Source organism: Comamonas sp. C24C (genome assembly GCF_053345995.1).
Genome location: NZ_JBKFBC010000001.1, coordinates 477,544 through 504,383, shown reverse-complemented (window position 1 = coordinate 504,383; position 26,840 = coordinate 477,544). Strand labels below are relative to the sequence as shown.

At 61.4% G+C, this 26,840-nt stretch carries 25 protein-coding genes and 4 tRNA genes; 13 read left to right on the top strand and 16 right to left on the bottom strand.

Features of this window, described 5'->3' with window-relative positions; genetic code table 11:
* Positions 1-141 precede the first annotated feature (141 nt).
* The 6 genes from ACLBXN_RS02310 (at position 142) to ACLBXN_RS02285 (ending at position 2,941) form a co-directional block, all read left to right on the top strand.
* Positions 142-1,020: an NAD(P)-dependent oxidoreductase gene (locus ACLBXN_RS02310; protein ID WP_407715214.1), complete on the top strand. Its 879-nt coding sequence runs from the start codon at positions 142-144 to the stop codon at positions 1,018-1,020.
* 79 nt (positions 1,021-1,099) lie between these two features.
* Positions 1,100-1,175, top strand: a tRNA-Lys gene (locus tag ACLBXN_RS02305).
* A gap of 49 nt (positions 1,176-1,224) precedes the next feature.
* Positions 1,225-1,300, top strand: a tRNA-Lys gene (locus ACLBXN_RS02300).
* A gap of 49 nt (positions 1,301-1,349) precedes the next feature.
* Positions 1,350-1,425, top strand: a tRNA-Lys gene (locus ACLBXN_RS02295).
* A 49-nt stretch (positions 1,426-1,474) separates the two neighbouring features.
* Positions 1,475-1,550: transfer RNA gene (locus ACLBXN_RS02290), tRNA-Lys, on the top strand.
* Positions 1,551-1,708: 158 nt separating this feature from the next.
* A complete protein-coding gene (locus ACLBXN_RS02285) occupies positions 1,709-2,941 on the top strand; it encodes a multidrug effflux MFS transporter (RefSeq protein WP_003076772.1) in 1,233 nt (410 codons plus the stop codon).
* Between the two features lie 180 nt (positions 2,942-3,121).
* Here ACLBXN_RS02285 and ACLBXN_RS02280 read toward each other — a convergent pair whose 3' ends face one another.
* Together ACLBXN_RS02280 and orn are read right to left on the bottom strand one after the other, a co-directional pair.
* The gene (locus ACLBXN_RS02280) at positions 3,122-5,251 is read right to left on the bottom strand and encodes a DEAD/DEAH box helicase (RefSeq protein WP_447610991.1); all 2,130 of its coding nucleotides are present in this window, start codon (positions 5,249-5,251) and stop codon (positions 3,122-3,124) included.
* A gap of 282 nt (positions 5,252-5,533) precedes the next feature.
* Entirely contained in the window at positions 5,534-6,142 is a 609-nt protein-coding gene (gene orn, locus ACLBXN_RS02275) for an oligoribonuclease (RefSeq protein ID WP_003067823.1), read from the bottom strand.
* A 30-nt stretch (positions 6,143-6,172) separates the two neighbouring features.
* Here orn and ACLBXN_RS02270 point away from each other — a divergent pair, with 30 nt between their 5' ends.
* The 4 genes from ACLBXN_RS02270 (at position 6,173) to ACLBXN_RS02255 (ending at position 9,827) form a co-directional block, all read left to right on the top strand.
* Entirely contained in the window at positions 6,173-7,474 is a 1,302-nt protein-coding gene (locus ACLBXN_RS02270; RefSeq protein WP_447610990.1) for a M48 family metallopeptidase, read from the top strand.
* A gap of 19 nt (positions 7,475-7,493) precedes the next feature.
* The gene (locus ACLBXN_RS02265) at positions 7,494-7,832 is read left to right on the top strand and encodes a 4a-hydroxytetrahydrobiopterin dehydratase (RefSeq protein ID WP_167005935.1); all 339 of its coding nucleotides are present in this window, start codon (positions 7,494-7,496) and stop codon (positions 7,830-7,832) included.
* Positions 7,833-7,837: 5 nt separating this feature from the next.
* On the top strand, positions 7,838-8,824 hold the full coding sequence (rsgA, locus tag ACLBXN_RS02260) for a ribosome small subunit-dependent GTPase A (protein WP_211457627.1): 987 nt from the start codon (positions 7,838-7,840) through the stop codon (positions 8,822-8,824).
* Between the two features lie 112 nt (positions 8,825-8,936).
* A complete protein-coding gene (locus tag ACLBXN_RS02255) occupies positions 8,937-9,827 on the top strand; it encodes a lytic transglycosylase domain-containing protein (protein ID WP_447610989.1) in 891 nt (296 codons plus the stop codon).
* Positions 9,828-9,894: 67 nt separating this feature from the next.
* On the opposite strand, the gene ACLBXN_RS02250 is transcribed toward ACLBXN_RS02255, so the two are convergent.
* From ACLBXN_RS02250 to rpsP, 6 genes are all read right to left on the bottom strand, one after another.
* Entirely contained in the window at positions 9,895-10,881 is a 987-nt protein-coding gene (locus ACLBXN_RS02250; RefSeq protein ID WP_167005944.1) for a CobD/CbiB family protein, read from the bottom strand.
* A gap of 47 nt (positions 10,882-10,928) precedes the next feature.
* A complete protein-coding gene (locus ACLBXN_RS02245; RefSeq protein WP_447610988.1) occupies positions 10,929-11,627 on the bottom strand; it encodes a CoA pyrophosphatase in 699 nt (232 codons plus the stop codon).
* Positions 11,628-11,738: 111 nt separating this feature from the next.
* The gene (gene rplS, locus ACLBXN_RS02240; RefSeq protein ID WP_003058206.1) at positions 11,739-12,125 is read right to left on the bottom strand and encodes a 50S ribosomal protein L19; all 387 of its coding nucleotides are present in this window, start codon (positions 12,123-12,125) and stop codon (positions 11,739-11,741) included.
* A gap of 137 nt (positions 12,126-12,262) precedes the next feature.
* Positions 12,263-13,042, bottom strand: coding sequence for a tRNA (guanosine(37)-N1)-methyltransferase TrmD (gene trmD / locus ACLBXN_RS02235; protein WP_447610987.1), 780 nt, complete (start codon positions 13,040-13,042; stop codon positions 12,263-12,265).
* A gap of 51 nt (positions 13,043-13,093) precedes the next feature.
* Entirely contained in the window at positions 13,094-13,663 is a 570-nt protein-coding gene (rimM, locus tag ACLBXN_RS02230; RefSeq protein ID WP_043003395.1) for a ribosome maturation factor RimM, read from the bottom strand.
* A 103-nt stretch (positions 13,664-13,766) separates the two neighbouring features.
* Complete coding sequence (gene rpsP, locus ACLBXN_RS02225; protein WP_003058210.1) at positions 13,767-14,021, bottom strand: 30S ribosomal protein S16; 255 nt, start codon at positions 14,019-14,021, stop codon at positions 13,767-13,769.
* A 281-nt stretch (positions 14,022-14,302) separates the two neighbouring features.
* On the opposite strand from rpsP, the gene ACLBXN_RS02220 reads away from it, so the two are divergent.
* Entirely contained in the window at positions 14,303-14,788 is a 486-nt protein-coding gene (locus ACLBXN_RS02220; protein ID WP_052223802.1) for an NINE protein, read from the top strand.
* Between the two features lie 203 nt (positions 14,789-14,991).
* Complete coding sequence (locus tag ACLBXN_RS02215) at positions 14,992-16,761, top strand: putative bifunctional diguanylate cyclase/phosphodiesterase (RefSeq protein WP_447610986.1); 1,770 nt, start codon at positions 14,992-14,994, stop codon at positions 16,759-16,761.
* 104 nt (positions 16,762-16,865) lie between these two features.
* Here the strand turns inward: ACLBXN_RS02215 and ACLBXN_RS02210 are convergent, their stop codons facing one another.
* From ACLBXN_RS02210 to ACLBXN_RS02180, 7 genes are all read right to left on the bottom strand, one after another.
* The gene (locus tag ACLBXN_RS02210) at positions 16,866-17,876 is read right to left on the bottom strand and encodes an inorganic phosphate transporter (protein ID WP_034364723.1); all 1,011 of its coding nucleotides are present in this window, start codon (positions 17,874-17,876) and stop codon (positions 16,866-16,868) included.
* Between the two features lie 19 nt (positions 17,877-17,895).
* The gene (locus ACLBXN_RS02205; protein ID WP_211457632.1) at positions 17,896-18,543 is read right to left on the bottom strand and encodes a DUF47 domain-containing protein; all 648 of its coding nucleotides are present in this window, start codon (positions 18,541-18,543) and stop codon (positions 17,896-17,898) included.
* A 498-nt stretch (positions 18,544-19,041) separates the two neighbouring features.
* Positions 19,042-19,800 (bottom strand): ABC transporter ATP-binding protein, encoded by a 759-nt coding sequence (locus tag ACLBXN_RS02200; protein WP_034362735.1) that lies wholly within the window; start codon positions 19,798-19,800, stop codon positions 19,042-19,044.
* 2 nt (positions 19,801-19,802) lie between these two features.
* Positions 19,803-20,585 carry an ABC transporter ATP-binding protein gene (locus tag ACLBXN_RS02195; RefSeq protein WP_447610985.1) on the bottom strand — a complete coding sequence of 261 codons (783 nt, stop codon included), beginning with the start codon at positions 20,583-20,585 and terminating at the stop codon, positions 19,803-19,805.
* Positions 20,586-20,615: 30 nt separating this feature from the next.
* The gene (locus ACLBXN_RS02190) at positions 20,616-21,695 is read right to left on the bottom strand and encodes an ABC transporter permease subunit (protein ID WP_211457633.1); all 1,080 of its coding nucleotides are present in this window, start codon (positions 21,693-21,695) and stop codon (positions 20,616-20,618) included.
* 10 nt (positions 21,696-21,705) lie between these two features.
* On the bottom strand, positions 21,706-22,635 hold the full coding sequence (locus tag ACLBXN_RS02185) for a branched-chain amino acid ABC transporter permease (RefSeq protein WP_043003398.1): 930 nt from the start codon (positions 22,633-22,635) through the stop codon (positions 21,706-21,708).
* Positions 22,636-22,985: 350 nt separating this feature from the next.
* A complete protein-coding gene (locus ACLBXN_RS02180; RefSeq protein WP_003058221.1) occupies positions 22,986-24,326 on the bottom strand; it encodes a replication-associated recombination protein A in 1,341 nt (446 codons plus the stop codon).
* A 402-nt stretch (positions 24,327-24,728) separates the two neighbouring features.
* On the opposite strand from ACLBXN_RS02180, the gene brnQ reads away from it, so the two are divergent.
* Positions 24,729-26,057, top strand: a complete 1,329-nt coding sequence (brnQ, locus tag ACLBXN_RS02175; protein WP_447610984.1) for a branched-chain amino acid transport system II carrier protein — start codon at positions 24,729-24,731, stop codon at positions 26,055-26,057.
* 131 nt (positions 26,058-26,188) lie between these two features.
* On the opposite strand, the gene lolA is transcribed toward brnQ, so the two are convergent.
* Complete coding sequence (gene lolA, locus ACLBXN_RS02170; RefSeq protein WP_012837199.1) at positions 26,189-26,824, bottom strand: outer membrane lipoprotein chaperone LolA; 636 nt, start codon at positions 26,822-26,824, stop codon at positions 26,189-26,191.
* Between the last annotated feature and the right edge of the window lie 16 nt (positions 26,825-26,840).

Below are 26,840 nucleotides of genomic sequence, written 5' to 3'. Positions count from 1 at the left end.
TGTTGGTGGCCTTGCATTTTCCGCATCCCCCACGCACAACTGATCTGTGGTCATGACCGCGATTGCGGGCTGTGTAAGGGCTTAGCATGTCGTCATTCACAAGAACGTGCTGACGTTCCATAACTCCAGGGAAACAACGCCATGAACACACTGAAGATCGCCGTTCTGGGCACGGGCATGATGGGCCTGCCCATGGCCCGCCGCCTGGCCCAGGCCGGCCATGAGGTCCACGCCTGGAACCGCACCCGCGCCAAGGCCGAGCCGCTGGCCGCCGATGGCGTGAGCATCCACGACAGCGCGGCAGATGCCGTGCGCGGCGTGGACTTTGCCGTGAGCCTGCTGGAGAGCGGCGCCATCGTGGGCGAAGTGCTGTTCGACCTGGGCGTGGCCGAAGCCATGCCCAAGGGCTCGCTGTTCATCGACATGGCCTCCATCCAGCCACGCGAGGCGCGTGAACATGCCGGCAAGCTTGCCGCGCTGGGCCTGCGCCATCTGGATGCTCCCGTCTCGGGCGGCACGCTGGGCGCAGAAGCAGGCACCCTGGCCATCATGGCCGGCGGCGATGCTGCGGATTTCGAACAAGCCCTGCCCGTCTTTGCGGCGCTGGGCCGCGCCACCCATGTGGGCCCGCATGGCGCAGGCCAGCTGGCGAAACTGGCCAACCAGATGATCGTGGGCATCACCATCGGTGCCGTGGCCGAAGCCCTGCTGCTGGCCGAACGCGGCGGCGCAGATCCTGCCAAGGTGCGTGAAGCCATCTCCGGCGGCTTTGCCGACAGCCGCATCCTGCAAGTGCATGGCGAACGCATGGTCAAGCACGACTTTGCGCCGCGCGGGCGCATGACGGTACAGCTCAAGGACATGCGCAACGCCACTGCCACGGCCGAGGAAATCGGCTTTGACGCACCCATCACCGGCCTGCTGGAGCAGCTCTATGCCGAGGGCGTGAAAAACGGCCTGGGCGACCTGGACCAGGCGGGCCTGTTCGTGGAATTGCAACGCCGCAACGCACTGGATTAAAAAAACCCGCGGGTTTTCCTGCAAGCCCTCCAGAATTAGCGCATAATTGCGGTCTCGCTTGCAGCGCAGGCGTTGTGTGGGGCTCTTAGCTCAGCTGGTAGAGCAGCGGACTCTTAATCCGTTGGTCGAGTGTTCGAATCACTCAGGGCCCACCAAATTTCTTCAGTCTGATTCTTCAGATTGATCCTCCGGATTTACTCCGGCGGGCTCTTAGCTCAGTTGGTAGAGCAGCGGACTCTTAATCCGTTGGTCGAGTGTTCGAATCACTCAGGGCCCACCAAAAATTTCTTCAGTCTGATTCTTCAGGTTGATCCTCCGGTTTATCCGGCGGGCTCTTAGCTCAGTTGGTAGAGCAGCGGACTCTTAATCCGTTGGTCGAGTGTTCGAATCACTCAGGGCCCACCAAAAATTTATTCGGTCTGATTCTTCAGATTGATCCTCCGGTTTATCCGGCGGGCTCTTAGCTCAGTTGGTAGAGCAGCGGACTCTTAATCCGTTGGTCGAGTGTTCGAATCACTCAGGGCCCACCAAAATTCAAAAGCCAAAGTTCTCAGGAACTTTGGCTTTTTTCTTGGCCGCGCCCGAGCGCCGCCGAATCTGCAAAAGCATGGGCGCCGACATCAGAGCCGCGCCATATCAGGCATCATGCAGACATCCCCGGGCAGTATTTGCCCACCCAAGACTCACTATGCAAAACGACCTCTCCACGTTCTGGCGCGGACCGCGTTGGACTCTGGCCATGCTGCTTGCCATCCTCGGCATGCTGGGCCCGTTCTCGGTTGACACCTATATTCCCGCCTTCTCGGGCATTGCCAAGGCATTGGGCGCAACCCCCGTAGAAATGCAGCAGACCCTGTCTGCCTACCTGCTGGGCTTTGCCTTCATGAACCTGTTTCATGGCGCCCTGGCCGACAGCTTCGGACGCCGCCCCGTCATCCTCTGGGGACTGGTGATGTTCACCATCGCCTCGGCCGGCTGCGCGCTGTCGCAGAACATCACCCAACTGGTGATCTTCCGCACACTGCAAGGCCTGTCCACCGGTGCCGGCATCGTGGTCTCGCGCGCCATCGTGCGCGACATCTTTCCGCCGACCCAGGCCCAGGGCGTGATGGCGCAGATCACCATCTTCTTCGGCGTGGCGCCGGCACTGGCTCCGGTGATCGGCGGCTGGCTGTTCGTGCACCTGAGCTGGCAGGCCGTGTTCTGGTTCCTGACCATCGTGGGCGTGCTGCTCTGGCTCATCAACGTCAAGTTTCTGCCCGAATCGCTGCCGCCGCAAAAACGCCAGCCCTTCCAGTTCAGACCGCTGATGCAGGGCTATGGCATCTTGCTCACCGATCCGCGCTTTCTGCTTCTGGCCCTGGCCAGCGGCATTCCGTTCAACGGCATGTTTCTTTATCTGCTGTCGGCCCCGGCTTTTCTGGGCGATATCCTGCAGCTCGAGCCCACGCAGTTCTTCTGGTTCTTCATCGCCACCATCGGCGGCATCATGGCCGGCAGCTGGACCAGCGGCCGTCTGGCCGGACGCATTCCGCCCAAGCGCCAGATCCGCCACGGCTTTCTGGTGATGTGCGTGACCTCCATCATCAATCTGGTGGCCAATCTGATCTGGCCTGCCCATGTGAGCTGGGCCTTGATTCCCATCAGCCTGTTCGCCTACGGCTGGGCGCTGATGGTGCCCGTGGTGACGCTGCTGGTGCTGGACATCCACCCTGCACGACGCGGTCTGGCCTCCTCGCTGCAGGCCGTGGTGGGCTCGGTGGCCAACGGCTTTGTGGCCGGCGTGATTGCGCCGCTGGTCATGCACTCGGCCGCACTGCTGGCCACGGGCTCGATTCTGATGATGCTGATCGGCCTGGTTGCCTGGATCTATCTGCACCACCACTGGCCGGACATCGGCCGCCATGCCTCCGAACATTAAATAGAGGAGCTGCTACCGCACGTCATTCATAGACTTCAGATTGAAAAGTATCTGAAATCCTTGAATGACATGCGCTAGCAGCTCACTTTTCAAGAACAATCCCAGTCCTGTACGGGCAACAAAAAGCCGGCTTCAAGAGCCGGCTTTTTTCATGCTTCGGGCCGCAGCCCGAATCAGCGATCAACGCTCGTCGCGACGTGGTGCGCGGGGCTTGCGCTCGAAGCTGCGCTCGCCGCCACGTTCGCCATGAGGCTGGTAAGGCTTGCCGGCACCCTGACCAAAGGCAGGACGACGATCGCCGCCGCCGAAGCCGCGCGATTCGCCACCACGGAAGCCGCCTTCGCGGGGAGCGCCGGCATGACCGCCTTCACGGCCACCACCAAAGCTCTTGCGGCCGAAATCGCCGCCTTCACGGCGCTGGCCGCCACCGAAGCCGCCACGCGATTCGCCGCCGCCGAAGCCGCGCGATTCACCGCCGCGGAAGCCGCCGCGCTGCTCGCCACGATCACCGCCGCCGAAGCTGCCGCGGTCATCACGACGCTCGAAGCTGCGCTCCTGGCGTTGTTCGCCGCCGAAGCCGGGACGACCGCCTCCGAAGCCGCGATCACCACCACGGTCACCACCACGATCGGCAAAGCGATCACCGCGAGGTGCACCAAAACCGGCGCGATCGCCACCGAAGCGGTCACCGCCACGGTCGCCACCGAAACCACCGCGATCATTGCCGCGGCCGCCGCCGAAGCCGCCGAAGCCGGACTTGCGGCCGTAGCCTTCGCCATCGCGACGACCACCGAAGCCACCACGACCACCGGCACCGCCGCCGCCACGGCGACCGTCACGCTCGCCGGAGGCGGGGAAGCGCTGCTGGGGCTCCATGCCGGGAATGGTCTCGGCCTTGAACTGCTGACGGGTATAGCCTTCGATGTCGAACACACGGCGACGGTCGCGGAATTCCGCGAACGTCACGGCCACGCCTTCGCGGCCGGCACGACCGGTACGGCCGATACGGTGGGTGTAGTCCTCGGCCTTCATGGGCAGGCCGTAGTTGAAGACGTGGGTGATGGTGGGCACGTCGATACCGCGAGCTGCCACATCGGTGGCCACCAGGATCTGCACCTGACCGTTGCGCAGCGCCATCAGGCGGCGATTGCGCAGGCCCTGGCTCAGAGCACCGTGCAGGGCCACGGCAGAGAAGCCGTCCTGCTGCAGGTCATTGGCCAGACCGTCGCATTCCACCTGGGTGGACGCAAACACGATGGCCTGGTTGATGCTGCTGTCACGCAGCCAGTGATCGAGCAGCTTGCGCTTGTGCTGCATGTTGTCAGCCCAGAACAGCGCCTGCTTGATGTTGGCATGCTTTTCCTGAGGCGTATCAACAGTCACCTTCTTCACGCCGGAGCCGTTGTCGTGCATCACACGCATGGCCAGCTGCTGCACGCGTGGAGCAAACGTGGCGCTGAACATCATGGTCTGCTTGCGCTGGGCAGTCATTTGATTGACTTCAGCCAGGTCGTCGGAGAAGCCCAGGTCCAGCATGCGGTCGGCTTCGTCGACCACCAGGAACTGCACCTTGTCCAGCTTGATCTGCATGGAACGCTGCAGATCCAGCAGACGGCCGGGAGTGGCCACCACCAGATCGGCGTTCTGCAGCTTGGCGATTTGCAGCTGGTAGGGAATGCCACCCACCACGTTGGCGATGCGGATGCCGCGGCAGTGCTTGACCAGTTCGATGGCGTCATGCGCCACCTGCTGGGCCAGCTCACGCGTGGGGCACAGAACCAGGGCGCCGGGTACGGCAGCCTTGAAATTGCGGGAGTTGGTGGGGTCCTTGCGCTTGTTGCGCTTGGGAGCGGGCTCGCCCTTGGCTGCAGCTTCGGCGCACAGGCGCTCGAACTCGGCCTTGGCTTCGGCATCGGCTTGAGCACGTTGCTGAATCAGGGTGTGCAGCACTGGCAGCAGGAAAGCGGCGGTCTTGCCGGAGCCGGTCTGGCTGGACACCATCAGGTCGATGAAACCGCTGGCATCGGCGGCTTCGCCCATGGCCAGAGGAATGGCCTTTTGCTGCACTTGTGTGGGCTGGGTGTAGCCCAGATCGGCCACAGCCTGAACCAGCTCTGGGGCCAGGCCCAGTTCAACGAAGCCGTTAGGGACTTCTTCAGCAGCAATTTCTTCTGCAGTGTTTTCTTCAGCAGCAGCGTCTTCTGCGTCCATATCAGCCAGCATGGCGTCCAGACGAGAATCGATTTCAGGCGAAGACAAAGCAATATCAGCAGCGGCCACTTGGCCCTGCTCCAGGGAGTTTTCTGTCATGAATAGCTCACGCAAAAAGCGACGCAGTCAGCGTGCTGCTCGCTTCTTTGACGGTTGGTTATCAACATCCACCGTCAGACTTTGACTGGCCCGTTCGCAAAACGGGGCAGATGGGCGTTATGGCTTGTCGTGTCGGCTGTATGCAGGCCGTTGCACGCAAGAAAGAACCCGGTGTGTGATGGAGATGCGCAAAAATTACCCATTGATCGGGTAAGCAGTGAATTGTCGCATGTACCGGGTTTTCCCGCAAGTGGCAGGGCTATACGACCCGCCACCGCACCATCAGACGCTGAGCAACTGCTGACGGTAATGCTGCAGCTCGTCGATCGACTCGTGTACATCGGCCAGGGCCGTGTGCCGCTGCGCCTTCTTGAAGGAGGTATAGGCCTCGGGCTTCCAGCGCTTGGCCAGCTCCTTGAGCGTGCTCACGTCGATATTGCGATAGTGAAAGAAATTGTTGAGCTTGGGCATGTAGCGCTCCATGAAGCGCCGGTCCTGACCAATGCTGTTGCCACACAGCGGCGTCTTGCCCTTGGGCACGTATTTGCCCAGAAAGGCAATCAGCGCGGCCTCCGCCTCGGCTTCGCTGATGGTCGAAGCCTTGACCTTGTCGATCAGACCGCTTTTGCCATGCGTGCCCTTGTTCCAGGCATCCATGCCGCCCAGCAGCTCGTCGGACTGATGAATGGCGAATACCGGGCCTTCGACGCGAATCTGCAGATCGGAGCTGCTGACCACCACGGCAATCTCGATGATGCGGTCGCGGTCGGGGTTCAGCCCCGTCATTTCGCAGTCCAGCCACACCATATTGAGGTCGGATTTGGGCAGAACCGGTGGGGTAGCAGCCACGGGTGCGGCGCTGACGGAATTCGTACAGGAAGCTTCAGACATGGCGCAAATTGTCGCCTACACTGCCAATACATGGCTTCCAGACTAGATTTCACATTGGCACTTTCGCTGCTGTTTGCGACGGCCGTGGCCTTGCAATGGCTGCTGCGCGTGTGGCTTGTTTCGCGCCAGGTGCGCCATGTGGCCGCCCATCGCGGCGCTGTGCCGCCGGCATTCGCCCATCGCATCAGCCTGCCCGCCCACCAGAAGGCAGCCGACTACACGCTGGCCAAGGCCAAGGTATCGCTGATCGACATCACGCTGTCGGCCGCCGTGCTGCTGTGCTGGACGCTGCTGGGCGGACTGGACTGGCTCAACCGCTGGCTGCTTGCGTCCATGGGCCCCAGCCTGTGGCAGCAACTGGCGCTGCTGACCAGCTTTGCCGTGATCTCGGCGCTGATCGAGCTGCCTTTGTCGCTCTATCAGACCTTCAGGCTGGAGCAGCGCTTCGGCTTCAACCAGATGACACCAGCTCTGTGGCTGGGCGATCTGCTCAAGTCGACGCTGGTGGCTGCCATCATCGGCCTGCCGCTGGCGGCCCTGATTCTCTGGCTCATGGGATCGACCGGGCCGCTGTGGTGGCTCTGGGCCTGGGGCGCCTGGACGGCCTTCAATCTGCTGCTGATGTGGATCTTCCCCAGCTTTATCGCACCGCTGTTCAACAAGTTCGAGCCACTGGCCGATGAAAGCCTCAAGAGCCGCGTGACCCGGCTGATGGAGCGCTGCGGCTTTGCGGCCAAAGGACTGTTCGTGATGGACGGAAGCCGCCGCTCGGCGCATGCCAACGCCTATTTCACGGGCTTCGGCAATTCCAAGCGCGTGGTCTTTTTTGACACCCTGCTCAGGCAGCTCAGCCCCGGTGAAGTCGAAGCCGTGCTGGCGCACGAGCTGGGTCACTTCAAGCACAAGCACATCAGCAAGCGCATGGTCCTGATGTTTGGCGTCTCGCTGCTGGGCTTTGCGCTGCTGGGCTGGCTCAGCCAGCAAATGTGGTTCTACACCGGACTCGGAGTCTCGGTGCTGCTGGGGCCGGAGATGGGCATCGCAGCCGACAACAATGCCCTGGCCCTGCTGCTGTTCATGCTGGCCGTGCCGGTGTTCAGCTTCTTCGTCACACCGCTGATGTCCGCCATGTCGCGCCGCGACGAGTTCGAGGCCGATGCCTATGCCATGCAGCAGGCCGATGGTGCACAGCTGGCTTCGGCACTGCTCAAGCTTTACGAGGACAATGCGTCCACACTCACGCCAGACCCCTGGTATGTGAGCTTTTACTATTCACATCCTCCTGCCGTGGATCGTCTGGCGCGCATGCCGGCTCCCGCAGGCAGCTTGTAACACCACAACGGTTTCAGACATGAGCACACCCACACTGCAACAGAAAGACTGGTCCCAGCTCAAGCGCAGCGCCTTGAGCACAGAGCAAGTGCAAGAGCAGCTGGCAGCCCTCGAGGGCTGGGAGCTGTCGGCCGGCCCTGCGGCCATCGGCAAGACCTTCCGTTTCGTGAACTTCTACGAAACCATGGCCTTTGTGAACGCACTGGCCCTGATTGCCCATCAGCAGGACCACCACCCCGATCTGGAAGTCGGCTACAACCGCTGCAAAGTCAGCCTCAACACCCATGATGTGGGCGGCATCTCCGAGACCGACATCGATTGCGCGCGCCGCATCGAAGCCCTGCTGAAGCCGGCCTGATCTCTATGGCAAAACAAGGACGGCGCCCAGGCGCCCAAGCAGCAGGCAGCACCCAGACAGGTCTGGTGGTCGCAAGTTATGGTCGCCACTGCGTGGTCGAAACCCCGGACGGCGAGCGCCGCATCTGCCATCCGCGCGGCAAGAAAAGCCAGGCCGTGGTGGGCGACCATGTGCAATGGCTGGCCCCCCCACCCGGCCAGGGCGATGAAGGCACGATCGAGAAAATCGTGGAGCGCCGCAACGTCTTCTACCGCCAGGATGACATTCGCACCAAGACTTTTGCAGCCAACCTGGACCAGCTCCTGATTCTGATAGCCGCCGAACCGGTATTCAGCGAAGTGCAGCTCGCCCGTGCGCTGATCGCCGCCGAGGCCGCGCACATCAAGCCCATCATTGCGCTCAACAAGATGGACCTGGAAGAGCCGTTCCTGCGCGCCTGGCAGCGGCTGGAGCCCTACCGGACCATGCGCGATGCAGCGGACGCAGCGCCGCACTACATGGTGCTGCCACTTTCGCTGGAAGATGCGGATGACGAGGATCGCGACGCCATCATCGGTCTGCTGCAAGGCAAGACAACCCTGGTTCTCGGTCCTTCGGGCGTAGGCAAAAGCACCTTGATCAACTTGCTGCTGCCCGATGCCAAGGTGGCGACCAACGAAATTTCGCAGGCGCTGAACACTGGCAAGCACACCACGACCAGCACCACCCTGTACTGGGTGGACGAGGCACGCACCACCGCCATCATTGACTCGCCGGGATTTCAGGAATTTGGCCTGTACCACATCGCCCCCACGCAGCTGGCCGCCTGCATGCCCGACATCGGTGCGCTGGCGGACCAGTGCAAGTTCTACAACTGCACCCATCTGCATGAGCCGGGCTGCGCCGTCATGGCCCAGGTAGAAGCACAGGACAGCCCCCACGCCATCCACGCCAACCGCTACCGGATCTATGGCGAGCTGTTCGATGAACTGAGTCAGGAACCACGCTACTGAGCGCAATGCCGCGCTCTTTGAGAGCTATTCAGTGTTTGCCACGCCGCCATCCCAAGCCCGATGAGCGCCCGCCGTCTGGCTTGGCTGCCGGCCACAACCCGGTGTTCACGTCATGAAGCCCAGAATTTTTCAGCCCTGCCTGCAAGCCGCCCTCGCCGTGGTGCTGTCTGCGGGCATAGGCCTGACCTGGGCCCAGGGCACGGACTCTGCCCCCAGTTGGGAGGACGAGCCGCCCACACTGTCTCGCTGGATCGAAGAAGGCTACAAGGCCGAGCTGAGCCGGCAGCCATGGCGCGCGGCGCAGCGCTATTGCGCGGCAGCACGCTATGGCAGCCTCGAGGCCCAATACCGGCTGGGCCGGCTGCTGTTGCTGGGGCGAGGCTTGACTCCCGACCCTGCCACGGGCACGACGCTGCTGGCTCTGGCCGCACAGCGCGGCCATGAGAAAGCCCGCTTGCTGCTGGCCGACAAGCTGCCCGGCGACCGACTGCCTGACTGCCTGACCCAGGGCGATGCACCCGCACAGGAGTTTCTGGAGGCCAGCCAGGAGGCCGTCCCCCACGAGGTGGTGGCCAGCTATGTGAGCAGTCTGCCCAGGGAGAAGCGGCGCATGGCCGAACTCGTGCAGCGCCTCGCGCCCCGCTTCTCGATCGATCCGCGGCTGGCACTGGCCATCGTGCGCTCGGAGTCGAATTTCGAGGCGCAGGCGCTATCGCCGCGCAACGCCCAGGGCCTGATGCAGCTCATTCCCGAGACGGCCGAGCGCTTTGGCGTGCGCGATGCCTGGAATCCAGAGCAGAACGTGCGTGGGGGCCTCGCCTATCTGCGCTGGCTGCTGGAGCGCTTCGAGGGCGATGTGGCACTGGTATCGGCCGCCTACAACGCGGGCGAGAAAACCGTGCAGCAATATGGCGGAGTGCCTCCTTATGCGGAGACGCGTGAATATGTGCGGCGCATATTGAGCTTTTATCGCGCCCGGCGCCACGAGCGCCCTGCCCACTGATCAGGTCTAGGAGATAGTCGGCCTCCCGACGGCAGGCTTTTCACCGCCGAAGGTCAGGCACCAAGACTCAGCCGAGCAGGCGAGCAAAGGTCAGCAAGGCCAGCAGCAGCAGCCAGACCACCACCGAGCGCCAGACCAGCCCCACCACGCTGCGCAGGTGAGCCATTTCCGGCTCCCGTCCCGGCGTGACATCGCTGCCCTCCGGCCACTGCGCATCATCGCCCTCTTCGCCATAGGCCGAATCGCGGCGGCGCAAGGCCTCGCCCCCCAGGCGTACATTGATGGCACCTGCGGTCGCCGCCAGAATCACGCCGTCGTTGTCATTGGGAAAGCGCTGGGCATAGACACGCCAGTTGTCTATGGCTTCCTCGAAGCTGCCCACCATGGCAAAGGAAAGCGCCGTCAGCCGTGCCGGCAGCCAGTCGATCACATACCAGGCTTTGGCGGCAGCCCAGTGCAAGCGCTCGCTGGTCGGCGCCCGCAACCCCTCTGCCCCCTTGCGTGACCAGGCCCGGGACAAATACTCGGCCATGCGATAAAGGATGGCCCCCAGCGGCCCCAGCCCCAGGGCCGAGAGAATCGAAAACCAGAACAGCACGCCAAACACATGGCGGTGCGCGGCCAGCACCGAATACTCGATGACATGACGCACCACTTCGCTGCGCGGTACCTCGCTGGCATCGACCTGCTGCCAGTCGGCCAGGGCCTGGCGGGCAGCGAATTCATCGCCCGCATCGAGCGCATCCCGAATCCGCGTGAAATGGTGGCTGAACTGGCGGAAACCCAGCGTGACATAGAGCACGGCGACGTTCCACAGCATCGCGGCAGGCCAGCCTATGAACTCCATCAGCGCCCAGAATATGCCCAGCACGATAAGGCTGGGCAGCAGCACGGCCATGGCCCAGGCCAGCCAGCCGTGATGGGGTCTGCCGGCATCGAAGTTGCTGCGCACGGTCACGGTCCAGGCGCGGTAACCGGCCTGCACCAGGTTGGACCGGGCCAGCGGGCGCGCCTGCTCCAGCAGCAGCGCGATCAGGATGGCAAAAAAGCTCATTGCTTCATCATAGCGGCGCTGTTTGTCAGCTTGTTACAACTGCCCTTTCAAGCGGCCAAAAAACGGTAAAGATTGCGCAACATGCCCGCGGTCGCTCCCCAGATGTAGCGTTGCTGCTCACCATCCTGGTAAGGCATGGCAAACCATTCGCGATCCACGCCCTGCCACTGCATGGCGTGCCGCTCGTGATGCGCGGGATTGAGCAGGTAGGACAGCGGAACCTCGAACAGATCCGCCACCTCTCCGGGATTGGGAAAGTAGCTGGCCTGAGGGTGGACCAGGGCCACCACAGGGGTGATGTGAAACGCCGTGCCCGTCACATAAAGGGGCAGGCGCCCGAGCACCTCCACATTCCTGGGAGCCAGTCCGATTTCCTCGTGCGCCTCGCGCAATGCCGTTGCCTCGGCCGAGACATCCTGAGGATCACGCTTGCCGCCGGGAAAAGCCACCTGACCCGAGTGGGTGGAGAGTCTGGCCGAGCGCACGGTCAGCAATACCGTGGGCTGCTCGCGCATGACGATGGGCACAAGCACGGCCGCATCGGAAGGCTGCCTGGCCGTGATGCGTTTTTCCTGCATGGCCTCGGGCAGCCACTGTGGCGGCTGGGCAAAGCGCGTGCGCAGAGCCTGCGGCGTCTGCGCATCCAGCGGGACGGCCGGCAGCTGGCTATCGACACCCAGCAGGCGCGCCTGGCGAGGATCAACAATGCCCAACACGGGGAGCGGAGAATTATCAGATGCAGGCATGTAGGTGTTCAGCCAAAACCAAAAGCAAGAATCACGAAGCCAAGGCAGACATAAAAAAAGCCGCCACAGTGAACTGTAGCGGCTTTTACGGAATCGCTTCCGATACGCGTATTACTCGGCTGCAGCAGCAGTCTTGTTAACGCGTTGGGGCAGCTTTTCCTTGATACGAGCAGACTTGCCGCTGCGCTCACGCAGGTAGTACAGCTTGGCACGACGCACATCACCGCGACGCTTGACTTCGATCTTGGCGATCAGGGGAGAGTAGGTCTGGAACGTACGTTCCACGCCTTCACCGCTGGAGATCTTGCGCACTGTGAAGCCGCTGTTCAGGCCGCGATTACGCTTGGCAATCACCACGCCTTCGTAAGCCTGCACGCGCTTACGGCTACCTTCCACCACGTTCACGCTCACGATGACGGTGTCACCGGGGGCGAATTCGGGGATGGTCTTGTTCAGGCGAGCGATTTCTTCTTGCTCGAGGGTCTGGATCAGATTCATGATTTAGTCCACCTTGATCTTGTCCGCGCCAGAATTGGCAAGCACCGGGATTGGTGCTATTGCTGCATTACGAGAACCGCCGAAAGCGGCTCCGCCATTCCTTGCAGCGGCCGGATAGAGGATCAAAGAGCCTGAGATTATAGCTTGGACGCTGTTTTTGCCAAAAACCCTTCATCCTTGGCATTGAGCAACCCCTGCTGGCGGGCCTTCTCTATCAGCTCGGGTCTATGTTCGGCAGTGATGCGCAGGCGCTGATCGCGGCGCCAGCGCTCGATATTGGCATGATGGCCGGAGAGCAGCTCCGCCGGCACGTCCTGGCCATTCCAGACTTCGGGACGCGTGTAGTGAGGGCAGTCCAGCAAGCCGTCCAGCGCAGGATTGAAGCTGTCCTGCTGAAAGCTGCCTTCATCGTTGAGCACACCAGGCTGCAGACGCGCCAGAGAGTCCAGCAACACCATGGCTGCCAGCTCGCCGCCGGAAAGCACAAAGTCGCCCAGGCTGATCTGATGGCTGACATGGGCATCGATGAAGCGCTGGTCTATGCCCTCGTAGCGACCGCAGAGCAGCACCGCGCCACGGCTTTCGGCCCAGTCGGCCACCACCGCATGCCTGAGGGTGGTGCCTATGGGAGAGAACAGCACCACGGGAGCCGGCTCGGCCTGCTCCTGCGCATCAGCCTCGACGCGGGCTGCACGAATCGCCTCCAGGCAATGCTGCAGCGGCTCCGCCATCATCACCATGCCGGGACCGCCGCCAAACGGGCGGTCATCCACGCGGCGGTAATTGCCCTCGGCCCAATCACGCGGATTCCACAGATGCACCGCCACCTGACCCGAGCTGTAGGCACGGCGTGTCACCCCGCTTTCAAGAAACGGCGCGAACAGTTCAGGGAACAGTGTAATGATGTCAAAACGCATGATCTAAAAGCGCTTACAGCTACGAAATCAATAGCTGTCGCGCATTCCAATTCAATAGTCGGGCTGCCAGTCGGCCACGATTTTCTTGCCGGCCAGATCCACCGAGTCCACATAGGCATCGACAAAGGGAATCAGGCGCTCCTGCTCCTTGCCATCCTGCTCATAGCCCAGAACCAGCACGGTCTGCGGGCCGGTGGCCATCAAGTCCTTGACCACGCCCAGCGCCACGCCTTCGCGGTTTACCACCTGCAGGCCCATCAGGTCCACCCAGTAGAACTCGCCATCATCGGTCTTGGGGAAATGCTCACGCGCCACAAAGATGCGGGCACCGCGCAGGGCCTCGGCGGCATTGCGGTCGGCGACCTCCTGCGAAGTGGCCACGATGGTGTCGGCATGGAAACGGGCCTGCTTGACAGGCAGAACCACGGTGCCCGCGAAATGCTTGGCTCCTTTTTCCGCCGGCTGCAGAAACCAGTCCTTGGCGGCAAACAGGGCCTCGGGGGCGCTGCTGAAGGCATGAACCTTGAACCAGCCCTTGATGCCCCAGGCATCGGCAATGCGACCGACTTCAATGGCATCAGCAGGCAAGCTCGTGGCTTGAAGAACAGGCATGTGGCTCATGGGATCAGCAGAAAAATTGCAGAAATTCAATAAAAAACGGGTCCCGTCAGGCAAGCCAACGGAACCCGCTTTGGTAAAGGTGCCTAGAGAGCAACCGCCTAAATTAGGCAGCAACCTTCTTTGCAGCTTCCTTGATCAGGCGTTCAGCCGTATCGGAAGTTTGAGCACCAACGCTCTTCCAGTAGTTCACGCGGTCCAGAGCCAGACGCAGGCCTTCTTCGGCGCCACGAGCGCTAGGGTTGTAGAAACCCAGACGTTCGATGAAAGCACCGTCGCGACGCACGCGCTTGTCAGCTGCAACGATGTTGTAGAAAGGACGAGCCTTAGAGCCGCCGCGGGAGAGACGAATAACAACCATGATGTTTCCTTCGGGTGGTTACAGCCAGTGCCATCAAAAATTTGACCAGCTGCGCAGGTTTTCTTACAGCGTTTGAGACACGCGACATGACCACCCGGCCAGCGACACGCCGTAAAACCCGAAATTATATCGAGTTCTGCCGAAGCTGCCTATAGCTGCGGTAAATGGGCGTAATCCTCAATGAAGCTTCCCGACATGTGAAGCGCAATTGCCCTGAGCCGCCCACGTCGGGCGCAGGGAATAATGGATGCGTTGCTTCGTTTTCTGCCTGCCCACCAGACATGAACCCATTTGCCTCCACCTCCGCCATGCCTGCTCGCCCCAAGAACAAGACGGTTGCCGCCTGGCTGGCCTTGATCGGCGGTCCGCTGGGGCTGCATCGCTTTTACCTGCACGGACTTGGGGACTGGCTTGGCTGGCTGCTGCCCATTCCCACGGCGCTCGGCATCTACGGCATCGAGCGCGTGCAGCAGCTGGGGCAGGACGACAGGCTGAGCTGGCTGCTGATCCCACTGCTCGGCTTCACCATTGCAGGCTGCGCCCTGCGCGCCATTCTCTACGGCCTGATGGAGCAGGGAAACTGGAACCGGCTCTTCAATCCCTCGATAGAGGCCGACGCGCCTGCGGGACGCACACAATGGGCCACGATTTTTGCAGTCAGCCTGTCCCTGATGCTGGGGGCCACCGTGCTGATGGCCAGTATTGCCTACAGCTTCCAGCACTACTTCGAATATCAGGTCGAAGAGGCACGCAAGATTTCGCAATAGGCCCAACGTCTCAAGCACTGGAAAGCTGCTTCAGCCGCGCCGCTTTTGTAAGCAAAAGTCTAATTTTTCGCCTCCGGGCACCAAAGCACCGCCTGCACATTCCACAGAACCCACAATGCCGATCTGAGGAACATCTTGCAACGACTGCATCCCAGCGGTTTTCGCAATGCGACGGCTTTGCTGTGCCAGCCTGAAGAGGTCTTATGTCTGCAACTAACGAAAAGTCTGCCAGATCCGACATGCACGGGCAAAGCGCCTTTCCCGCCGCCACCAGCCTGGTCGGCGTGTACGGAGAGCAGCTTTTCCGCATTCTCGAGCAGACCAGCAGCGGCTATGTGCTGCTGGATGCCCAGAACCGGGCTCAGCGCTGGAATGACGGTTATCTGCAGCTGTTTCCCTGGCTGGGGCCCACCCTCAAGGTAGGCACATCTCTGCAAACTGCTCTGCAGACAGCTGCAGGCGCAGCCCCGGCAAGCTCGGCCCCTGCCCTAAGCCATATCGCCCAAAGCCATCAAGCACTGATTGCGCGCCAGCAGGCCAATGCCCAGTTTCAGCTGCCCAACGGACGCAGGCTCAATCTGTCGGCCCATGCCCTGTCGGCCAATTACACCGTGCTGGCATGCAAGGAGCTGCTGCCTCATGCCAGCGAGGCTGAAAGCCTTTCCTTCTTCGACGTGCTGACCAACCTGCCCAACCGGCGCCTGCTGCTGGACCGGCTGTCCCAGGCCATGATCCAGTCCGAGCGCACGGGCTGGCGCGGGGCCTTGCTGACCATAGACATGGAGCCGGTGGCAGGCTCGACCGCCAGCACGGGAGACAGTCAGGCCGGCCTGGCGCAGAACATCGCACAGCGCCTGCTCGGCTGCGTGCGCTCCTGCGATACCGTGGCCAGACTGGACGCCGCGCACTTCGTCATCATGGTCTCGGATCTCTCTCCGGATATCGAGATGAGCACGGTATTGGTGGAACGTCTGGGAGAGCGTCTGCAGGAAAGCCTGAACGGCAACTACCCGCTCGGCAACAAAAGCGCGATGCTGGAGGCCAATATCGGCGCCACTTTGTTCGGCCCGCACTCTCGCTCCGCCACCGAGTTGCTGCAGCAGGCAGAGATCGCCATGTACCGCCTGCGCGACGAGGAAGCCCGGGGCCTGCACTTCTTCAGCCCCGAGCAGCGCATCCTGGCCAATGATCGCCAGCGCCTTGAGCAGGAGCTGCGCGAAGCCCTACGCCTGGGCCAGTTCGAGCTGCATTACCAGGCCCAATACTCCGCCGACGGCGACGTCAACGGCCTGGAAGCCCTGATGCGCTGGCGCCACCCCAGGCGAGGACTGGTACCACCGAGCATCTTCCTGTCCGTGGCCGAGGAAACCGACATCATCGTTCCTCTGGGCCGCTGGAGCATTCAAGCCGCCTGCGAGCAATTGGCCAGATGGAAAGCCGATCCACAGCTGGGCAAGCTGCCCATCTGCGTCAACATCAGCGCCAAGCAGCTCAGGCAAGCCGATCTGGCCGAGCAGGTGCAGGACATCATCAGCCGGACAGGGGCCGACCCGGCCTTGCTGCTGCTGGAGCTTTCCACCCAAGCGCTGAGCCCCTCGCACGCGGATATCGTTCCGACACTCACCCGGCTTCGCGCCATGGGGCTGCGGCTGTCACTTGATGACTTTGGCGACAGTTCCCATATGCAGCAAGTGCTGCAGCAGCTTCCCCTGAACCAGCTCAAGCTCTCGCACTCCCTGGTCCAGCGCCTGGGTCCCAACAATGCCGCCGAAGCTGCCGTGCAGGCGGCCATTGCGCTGGCCGCACGCCATCAGATGACGATTGTCGGTGCAGGAGTGGAGACCCTGGAGCAGCGTGCCCTGCTGGCGCAATATGGCTGCAAGCATTTCATGGGCTATCTGCTCAGCCCTCCGGCACCGGTCGGCCAGCTCAGGTCGCTGCTGCAGCGGCAGGTCCTGGAAACCGTTGCCTGAGCACATGCTCAGCCATGAAAAAAGGCTTCGCAATGCGAAGCCTTTTGGGTGTCAATCCCTTGATTGAAAAGCGTCAACAGCTATCAATCAAGGAGTACACAAGCTCAATACAGCTGCAGGCTGATCCAGTAGGCAATGGATGCCACAAAAGCGCTGGCAGGGATCGTCAGAATCCATGCCCAGACGATATTGCCTGCCACACCCCAGCGCACGGCACTAGCGCGCTGCGTGGAACCCACGCCCACGATGGCACCGGTAATGGTGTGCGTGGTCGAGACAGGAACCCCCAGGAAGGTGGCGAAGAACAGTGTCAATGCGCCACCGGATTCGGCGCAGAAGCCACCGACGGGCTTGAGCTTGGTGATCTTCTGACCCATGGTCTTGACGATACGCCAGCCGCCAAACATGGTGCCCAGACCGATGGCCAGATAGCAGCTCACGATGGTCCACAAGGGAGGCTCGGCATCACCCGCATTGGCATAACCCGTGGCGATCAGCAGCAGCCAGATGATGCCGATGGTCTTTTGCGCATCGTTACCACCGTGACCCAGGCTGTAGGCACCGGCAGACACCAGTTGCAGACGGCGGAACCACTTGTCCACGCGATTCGGGCTGGCCCGGCGGAAAATCCAGGCCACCAGCACCATCATCAGCGAACCCAGCAGAAAGCCCAGCACGGGAGAGACGAAGATGAAGGCCACGGTCTTCCAGATGCCGCTGGCAATCAGCGCGCCCGCACCGGCCTTGGCAATCACCGCACCCACGATACCGCCAATCAGGGCATGCGAGGAGCTGCTGGGGATGCCGTAGATCCAGGTGATGACGTTCCAGGTGATGGCACCAACCAGAGCACCGAACACGACATGCGTGTCAACAATGCCCGGCTGAACAATACCCTTGCCCACGGTTGCCGCCACACTGAGGTGGAAGACGAAAACCGCCACAACGTTGAAGAACGCGGCAAATGCCACGGCCTGAGTAGGCTTGAGAACCCCCGTGGAAACCACGGTGGCAATCGAATTGGCAGCGTCGTGAAAGCCGTTCATGAAATCGAACAGCAAGGCGAGCACCACCAGCAAAATCACAACCCAGAGGGCTGCCTGTACCGGCTCCATGATCGGGCTCCAGCGAGAATCAGGAATTCTCGAGGACGATGCCCTCGATCAGGTTCGCCACGTCTTCGCAGCGGTCCGTGATGGTTTCCAGCAGCTCATAGATTGCCTTGAGCTTGATCACCTCACGCACATCGGGCTCCTCACGGAACAGCTTGCTCATGGCCGCGCGCATCACGCGGTCGGCATCGCTTTCCAGGCGGTCGATCTCGTCGCAGGTCTTGCTGGCGGCATCCACGATCGTGGGGTCCGAGAGGCGGTCCAGCAGCTTGACGGCATCACGCACACGCTCGCAGCAGCGCACGCACAGATCGGTCAGACGTGTGATTTCGTCTGTCATGTGACGCACGTCATACAGTGCCATGGTCTCGGCCGAGTCCTGAATCAGGTCGGCCACGTCGTCCATGGTGTTGATCAGCGAGTGGATATGTTCGCGATCCAGAGGCGTGATGAAGGTCTTGTGCAGCAGCTTGGTGACATCATGGGTCACACGGTCGGCTGCACGCTCGGCGTTGTCCACATCGGCGTTGTATTTTTCGCGCAGATGGGGATCGTTGTAATTTGCAACGAGTTGCGAGAAAGCATGAGCTGCTTCAACGATGCGGTCCGCATGTTGATTGAACATCTCGAAAAAATTGCCTTCGCGCGGCAATAGCTTGCCAAACAGCATGAATGCTCCTTACCGGGGAAAAGAAACCAGGCGACTCACTGCAAAAAAGTGCATGGTTCCCGGCTTAAACGGGGCGCAGTTTACTCTTGAGTCATTGTGCGTTTCAGCGCGTCTTCAAGACACCCCTTCAGGCACCACGAAAAATAAAATACAAGCTCCGCGCCATGCTAGGAACTGTCACAAAGCCTGTGATTCCTCCAGACAGCAGCGATGAGCAGAAATCCATCAGCCCATGCGTCGACTGACGGAGGATGTCAACTTGCCACGCGAAAACGTTCCAAATACTTCTTTTTGTAATATGCAAATTCTATCCAACGACAAAAAAGAATTAAAAGGAATCAAAAAGAAATAAACAAAACAATCAACGAACCATGAAAATCGTCATTTTTTTGTCATTTTCTTGAATTTCAGGGGAATTAGGGTTCACCCTTGCCTGCAGCAGAGCATCACGACTGCCCAGCGCACAGCGATCGAAGGCACCAGCTTCCTTGTCGAGACTTACTCGCCCAGGTAGGCCGCTCGCACACGCGGATCGCTCAGCAAGGTCTGGCCCGGCCCCGTCATGGTGATGATGCCGGACTCCATGACATAGCCCCGATCGGCCAGCGCCAGCGCGCGACTGGCGTTCTGCTCCACCAGCACCATGGTCACACCCAGCGCATAGACATCGCTAACCACCTCGAAGATCTTGTCCACCATGATGGGTGACAAGCCCATGGACGGCTCGTCCAGCAGCAACACCTTGGGCTGGCTCATGAGCGCGCGCGCCATGGCCAGCATCTGCTGCTCGCCCCCGGACATGGTGCCCGCCAGTTGATCCTTGCGCTCCTTCAGCCGCGGAAAGATGCCGAACATGCGCTCGATATCCGCCTGTATGCCGGCCTTGTCCTTGCGCGTGTAGGCCCCCATGAGCAGATTTTCGGTAATCGTCATGCGGGCAAACACGCCGCGCCCCTCGGGCACCATGACCAGTCCTTCAGCCACCAGATCCCAGGCACCCTTGCCCTTGATACTTTGGCCCAGATAGAGAATTTCGCCATCGGCAATCGGCAACCCTCGCGTGACGGCCTTCATGGTCGTGGTTTTGCCCGCGCCGTTGGAGCCGATCAACGACACCAGCTCACCCTGATGCACCTGAAAGTCCACGCCCTTGACAGCCTGAATGCCGCCATAGCCCACCTTCAGGCCCTTCACCTGCAGCAATACCGGGGCCGTGGATTTGGAGGCCTGCGCCTGTTCCAGCACTTGATCCTGCATCTTCAATGGCCTCCCGTGCCCAGATAGGCTTCAATCACTTTTTCATTCTTCTGCACTTCGGCAGGCGTGCCTTCGGCAATCGGCTTGCCATAGTCCAGCACCGTCACGCGGTCGCACAGGCCCATGACCAGCTTCACATCATGCTCGATGAGCAGGATGGTGCGGTGGTCGTTGCGAATGCGGTCGATCAACTCACGCAACTGCAGCTTCTCGGTCGCGTTCATGCCGGCGGCCGGCTCATCCAGCGCAATCAGCTGCGGGTCCGTCGCCAGTGCACGGGCAATCTCCAGGCGACGCTGGTCGCCATAGGACAAAGTGCGCGCCTTGAAGTCAGCATATTTGCCGATACCGACATAGTCGAGCAGCTCACGGGAGCGGGCGCGAATCGCGGCCTCCTCGGCCTTGAAGCCCTTGGTGCGAAACACCGCCCCCAGCAGACCGGAATGCGTGCGCACATGGCGCCCAACCATGACGTTTTCCAGTGCCGTCATCTCGGCAAACAGGCGGATGTTCTGGAAGGTCCGGGCAATGCCGGCCCTGGCCACCTTGTGCACCGCTGTCGGCTCATAGAGCTTTCCGGCCAGCTCGAACTTGCCGGTGTCGGGCGTATAGAGGCCGGTGATCACATTGAAAAACGTGGTCTTGCCCGCGCCATTGGGGCCGATCAGGCCATAGACCTGGCCCCTCTCAATCTTCATGCTCACACCGGACAGCGCCTGCAACCCACCAAAGCGCTTGGAGATGTCCGAGACATGAAGGACTGCGGAAGTCGTGCTCTCTGCCATATCAGTTCACATTCCTTGTCTGTGCAGTCATCAGGACTGGCGATCCAGGCTTTTGGCATGCTCGGGCGTGGGCCAGAGGCCGCGCGGACGCATCAGCATGATCACGATCATTGCCAGGGCAATCAGCAACTGGCGCAGGATGGAAGCATCGAGGCGACCATCGGTCATCTGCTGCAGCGGCCCGGCCACATAGCGCAGCACCTCGGGCAGGGCCGAGAGCAGCACCGCCCCCAGAATCACGCCGGGAATATGGCCCAGACCGCCGAGCACGACCATGGCCACGATCATCACGGACTCCATGAGGCTGAAGGACTCGGGCGAGACAAAGCCCTGGAAGGCAGCGAACATGGCGCCGGCCACGCCACCAAACGAAGCCCCCATGCCGAAGGCCAGCAGCTTCATATTGCGCACATTGATGCCCATGGCCTTGGCGGCGATTTCATCCTCACGGATCGCCATCCAGGCGCGACCTATGCGCGAATCCTGCAAGCGGTAGCAGATCACGATGGTGGCCAGCACCAGCACCAGAAACAGGTAGTAGTACAGCGTGACGGAGGAGATGTCGTAGCCGAAGATCTCATGCCGCTTGGCCAGGTCGAAGCCGAAGATCTTGACCGAGTCGATCTGGCCAATGCCCTTGGGACCGTTGGTGATGTTGACGGGCTGATCCAGGTTGTTCAGGAAGATGCGGATGATCTCGCCGAAGCCCAGTGTCACGATGGCCAGATAGTCGCCGCGCAGCCGCAGCACCGGCAGCCCCAGCAACACCCCCGTACAGGCGGCCAGCAGCATGCCCAGCGGAATCACCAGCCAGATCGAGGTGTGCAGCCCGTTGGGAAACATGGCCACAAAACCTTCGAAGGTCTCGGCCAGATGCGGCGATGCCATGAGCGCAAACATATAGGCGCCCACGGCATAGAAAGCCACATAGCCCAGATCCAGCAGGCCGGCGTAACCGACCACGATGTTCAGGCCCAGCGCCAGCATCACGTAAAGCAGCGCCAGATCGGCAATGCGCACCCAGGCATTGCCGAAATACTGCAGGATCAGCGGCAACACCAGCAGGCCTATGCCGCCCAGGATCCAGTGGAGTGTCTTGTTGTTCTTCATGGGCACTCCCTCAGGCACGGTCCGCTACACGCTCACCCAGCAGGCCCGAAGGACGCAGCGTCAGGATGATGATGAGCACGATGAAGGCAAAGATGTCGGTGTACTGGCTGCCCAGCACGCCGCCCGTCAGATCGCCGATATAGCCGGACCCGATGGACTCGATCAGCCCCAGCAGCAGGCCACCCACCACGGCTCCGGCCAGATTGCCGATGCCGCCGAACACGGCGGCCGTGAAGGCCTTGAGACCCGGCAGGAAACCCATGGTGTGATGAGCCGTGCCGTAGTTGGAGGCATACATGATGCCGGCAATCGCGGCCAGCACGGCACCGATGATGAAGGTGGCGGAAATCACCATATCGGGCTTGACGCCCATCAGCGCTGCCACCCGCGGGTTCTCGGCCGTGGCCCGCATGGCGCGTCCCAGCTTGGTGTAGTTGACCAGGTACATCAGCGTTGCCAGTGCAATCGCCGTGACCGCCAGCACCAGAATCTGCGTGGGCGTGATCACCGCCGTGCCGATCTCATAGGGCGTGGACGACAGCAGCGTGGGATAAGCCTTGTAATTGGGCTTCCAGATGATCATGGCCAGGGTCTGCAGCAGGATGGAGACACCGATGGCCGTGATCAGCGGCGCAAGGCGCGGGCTGTTGCGCAGCGGCCGGTAGGCTACCTTCTCGATCACGAAGTTCAGCGATGCGGCCACCACGCAGGCGATGATGGCGGCGATCAAAAGCATGAGCCAGCCCGGCAGATAAGGCATGGCCTCCTGCATCAGGCCGATGCAGCTCCAGCTGGTCAAAGCCCCCACCATCAGCACCTCGCCATGCGCGAAGTTGATCAGCTGAATGATGCCGTACACCATGGTGTAGCCCAAGGCTATCAAGGCGTACATGCTGCCTAACACCAGACCATTGATGATCTGCTGCAGCAAGATATCCATAAGCGCGCTCCCCTTCCCTCGATCCAAGACGGAGACACTGCGAGCCTCTCATCCCGAACGACGGAGCCAGCGATGCCAAGGTTCCTCTTCTGCAGTCCGCCGCTTTGTGAGCTGCTTGCCGCAAAAGAGTGAATAGATTCTAGGGAGCTGTTTTCAGGACTCAGAACCGGGGTTTCCCGTGCGCAAGCCCAAAATGCTGCAACGCAATAATTTCATCGATAGCGCAAGCCCAATAAATACAGGCACTTAGTCACGGCTTGCCACCCGAACTAGCTAAAAACCCTAGAAACGCCGCAAAAAATGCAGCATTCAACTAGTGTCAGTGGTGCAACACCTGGGCAACTCGCGCTTTACAAGCCCGCCTGCTCATCATCTGCCGCGCGAGCGGCGTCGTTGAGCGCCTTGAGCTCTGCCAGCTTCTGGCCGATCTTGATTTCCAGCCCCCGCGCCACGGGTTGGTAGAAGCCGGGGTCTTCCATGCCTTCAGGCAGATAGCGCTCTCCGGCCGCAAAGCCGCCCTCCTCGCTGTGGGCATAGCGGTAATCCCGGCCGTAGTCTAGCTGCTTCATCAGCTTGGTGGGAGCATTGCGCAGATGCAGCGGCACAGGCCTTGTTGTGTCGCCCTTCACAAAGGCCTTGGCCTTGTTGTAGGCCATATAGCCGGCATTGCTCTTGGGCGCCACGGCCAGGTAGATCACGGCCTGGGCCAGGGCCAGTTCGCCCTCGGGACTGCCCAGGCGCTCATAAGTCGCAGCGGCATCGTTGCACATCTGCATGGCGCGCGGGTCGGCAAGCCCTATGTCCTCCCAGGCCATGCGCACGATGCGGCGCGCCAGATAGCGCGGATCGGCCCCGCCATCCAGCATTCGGCAAAACCAGTACAGCGCCGCATCGGGGTCCGAGCCGCGCACGGATTTGTGCAACGCGCTGATGGTGTCGTAGAACTGCTCGCCACCCTTGTCATAGCGGCGCATGCGCTCGCCCAGCACCTTGAGCAGCCAGCCATCGGTAATGCTTTCCACTCCGGCCTGCTCGGCCGTGATGGACAGGGTCTCCAGCGTGTTCAGCAAGCGGCGTGCATCGCCGTCAGCGTAGGCAATCAAGCGATCCAGCGCTTCATCTTCAATAGTGGGAACCGCCTTGATGACCTGGGCTTTGGCCACAATCTGCTTCAGATCGTCGGTCGTCAGACTTTGCAGCACATAGACAGCCGCCCGCGACAGCAGGGCCGAGTTGACCTCGAACGACGGGTTCTCCGTGGTCGCACCGATGAAGGTGAACAATCCGCTTTCCACATGGGGCAGAAAAGCGTCCTGCTGGCTTTTGTTGAAGCGGTGCACCTCGTCCACGAACACGATGGTGCGCTGCTGCAGCAAGCCGCTTCGCGCGGCCTGCGCCTGCTCCACGGCCTCGCGGATGTCCTTGACGCCACCCAGTACGGCGCTGATGGAAATGAACTGCGCATCAAAGGCATCGGCCATGAGCCGGGCAATCGTGGTCTTGCCCACGCCGGGCGGCCCCCAGAGTATGCAACTGTGCGGGCGGCCCGACTCGAAAGCCAGCCGCAGCGGCATGCCCTCTCCCAGCACATGCTGCTGGCCAATGACTTCGGCCAGCGTGCGCGGCCGCAGGCGCTCAGCCAGGGGCTGATGGGGAATGGCAGAAGAGGAGGAGTTGTTGTGCGTAACCATGGCCCCTCAAGTATCCAACGCTACGGCCGCCTGTGCAGCCAAATGGGTCGGGACTGTTTTACGCACTGGATTGCAGCCACCGTCGATCACGCTTAACCCCAGCACTCTTATCAGATTTTTTCATAAGAGAAAATAGCGTTTTAACGGATTAAATCTCTCCATTAACGAGGCCACCCCTCGCCCCATGGAGGTACTGCCCCCATCCGGCCTGCCAAAAACCAGGCCAGCCAGGCCTGGCAGCGCGTTTAGATTCATTGCGGGCCGCCTCATCTGCGCCGCGCAATGCCTGTGCCTGATAGGGCTACCGCCATCAGCCAGAAATCAATCGAAAGCATCCGCAAACTTTCCTTGGTTCCACATTGCTCCAGGGCGTGCCAGCGCTGCACGCCTGAGCCTACGCGTATGAAAAAACTCAAGACCTGGGACATTTTTGCCCTCGGTTTCATGACCTTTGCCCTGTTCCTCGGGGCAGGTAACATCATCTTTCCTCCGATGGTCGGCCTGGCCGCCGGTGAAAACCTGCTCGGCGCCTCGACCGGCTTTTTGCTGACCGGCGTCGGTCTGCCCCTGCTCGGGGTGATCGCCCTGGCCCGTGTGGGTGGCGGTCTGGACACCCTGACCAGCCCCATAGGCCGCATTGCCGGCCTGGTGCTGGCCGTGGCCATCTATCTGACCATAGGCCCTCTGTTTGCGACGCCACGCACGGCCACCGTGTCCTTCGAGATGGGCCTGGCCCCCTTCGTCGGAAACACGCCCGCCATGCTGCTGGCCTTCACCATCGCCTATTTCGTGGCCGTGGCGCTGCTGTCGCTGTTCCCCGGCAAGCTCATGGACAACGTGGGCAAGATCATCACGCCCGTGCTGATCCTGGCACTGGCCGTGCTCGGCGGCTCTGCCGTGCTGGCCCCCGTGGATGGCTACAGCGTCAGCACCGAGGCCTATGCCACTCAGGCAACCGCCTTCTCCGAAGGCTTTCTGCAGGGCTATCAGACCATGGACGCGCTGGCCTCGCTGATCTTCGGCATCGTCATCGTCAACGCGATCAAGGCCGCCGGCGTGAGCGACAGCAGGCTTCATACGCGCTACTGCATCTATGCCGGCATCATTGCCGCGACCTGCCTGGGTCTGGTCTATGTATCGCTGATGTATCTGGGCGCCACCAACAGCCAACTGGCCGCCAACGCCTCCACCGGCGTGCAGATTCTCACGGCCTTTGTGCAGCAGACCTTTGGCCCCGCAGGTCTGTGGCTGCTGGCCACCGTCATCATGCTGGCCTGCCTAACCACCGGCGTGGGCCTGATCACGGCCTGCAGCAGCTTCTTCAGCGAACTGACCGGCATCTCCTATCGCACCATGGTCATCGGCCTGTCGATCTTCAGCACTGCCGTGGCCAACCAGGGCCTGGCCCAGCTGATTGCCGTGGCCGTGCCAGTGCTCGTGGGCCTGTATCCCGTAGCCATCGCCCTGATCGCCCTGAGCCTGCTGCATCGCTGGAACCAGCCGGCGCGCGTCTACATCCCCGTGATGAGCACTTCCCTGGTCTTGGGCCTGTTTGATGCCGCCAAGGCGGCCAAGCTCGACTTCCTGGTGCCCGCCTGGCTGGACATGCTGCCCGGTGCCGCCCTGGGCATGGGCTGGGTCACCCCGGTGGTCTGCGTGCTGGTGCTGGCAGGCCTGCTGGATTTCGCCCTCAGCAACAAGCGGGCTGCCGCAAACGCCACGCGCGCCTGATTTCAAGCTGGTGCATTGATTCCAAAAGCATAGCTATCGGCGCTTTACCCACAAGGGATTGACCCTTGTTTTACATAAAAAAGGCCTGCGGACACCATCCGCAGGCCTTTTTGCTGATGCGTGCCGCGCTTTTACTGCTTGAGCACATCGGCCCCCTTGGGCACCGTGAAGTGAAAGGTCGATGCCGGCAGCGAAGCCTGGGTTTGCAGGCCCTTGAACTGCATCAGCGAACGCTGGCCAAAGCTGTCCTCGATATCCAGCGCTGCCAGCTTGCCTTCGGGTGTGAAGCCTATGCGCACGCTCTTGAGCTGACCGCCTTTCTGCCTGGGACTGGCCAGCACCCATTCCAGACCATCGGCATCAGGCTGGTTGCCCAGCTCGAAATCGGCCTTCAAGGCCTTGAGGTCGGTGGCCGATGTCAGGATGGCCGCCGGTGTGCTGCCCAGCACCTGGGCCTGGGCGCGCTCCGTCACCTGGTTCAGGTCGGCGTCGTACAGCCACAGCGTCTTGCCGTCGGCCACGATGAGCTGCTCGAAAGGCTTGGTGTAGTTGAAGCGGAACTTGCCGGGCCGCTGGAATTCGAAGCTGCCGCTGGACACCTTGGTACGCGCTTCCTGCCCGGACTTGGGGGGCGAAGTCACGGACTGGGTGAAGTCGGCCTTGCCCGCCTGGGCGTTCTTCATGAAGGACTCAAGGCTTTTCAGACCATCAGCCATTGCAGCACTTGCGCTGCCTGCTATCAAAATTGCAGTCAAAAGACGTTTCATGACTCTCCTTCTTGTG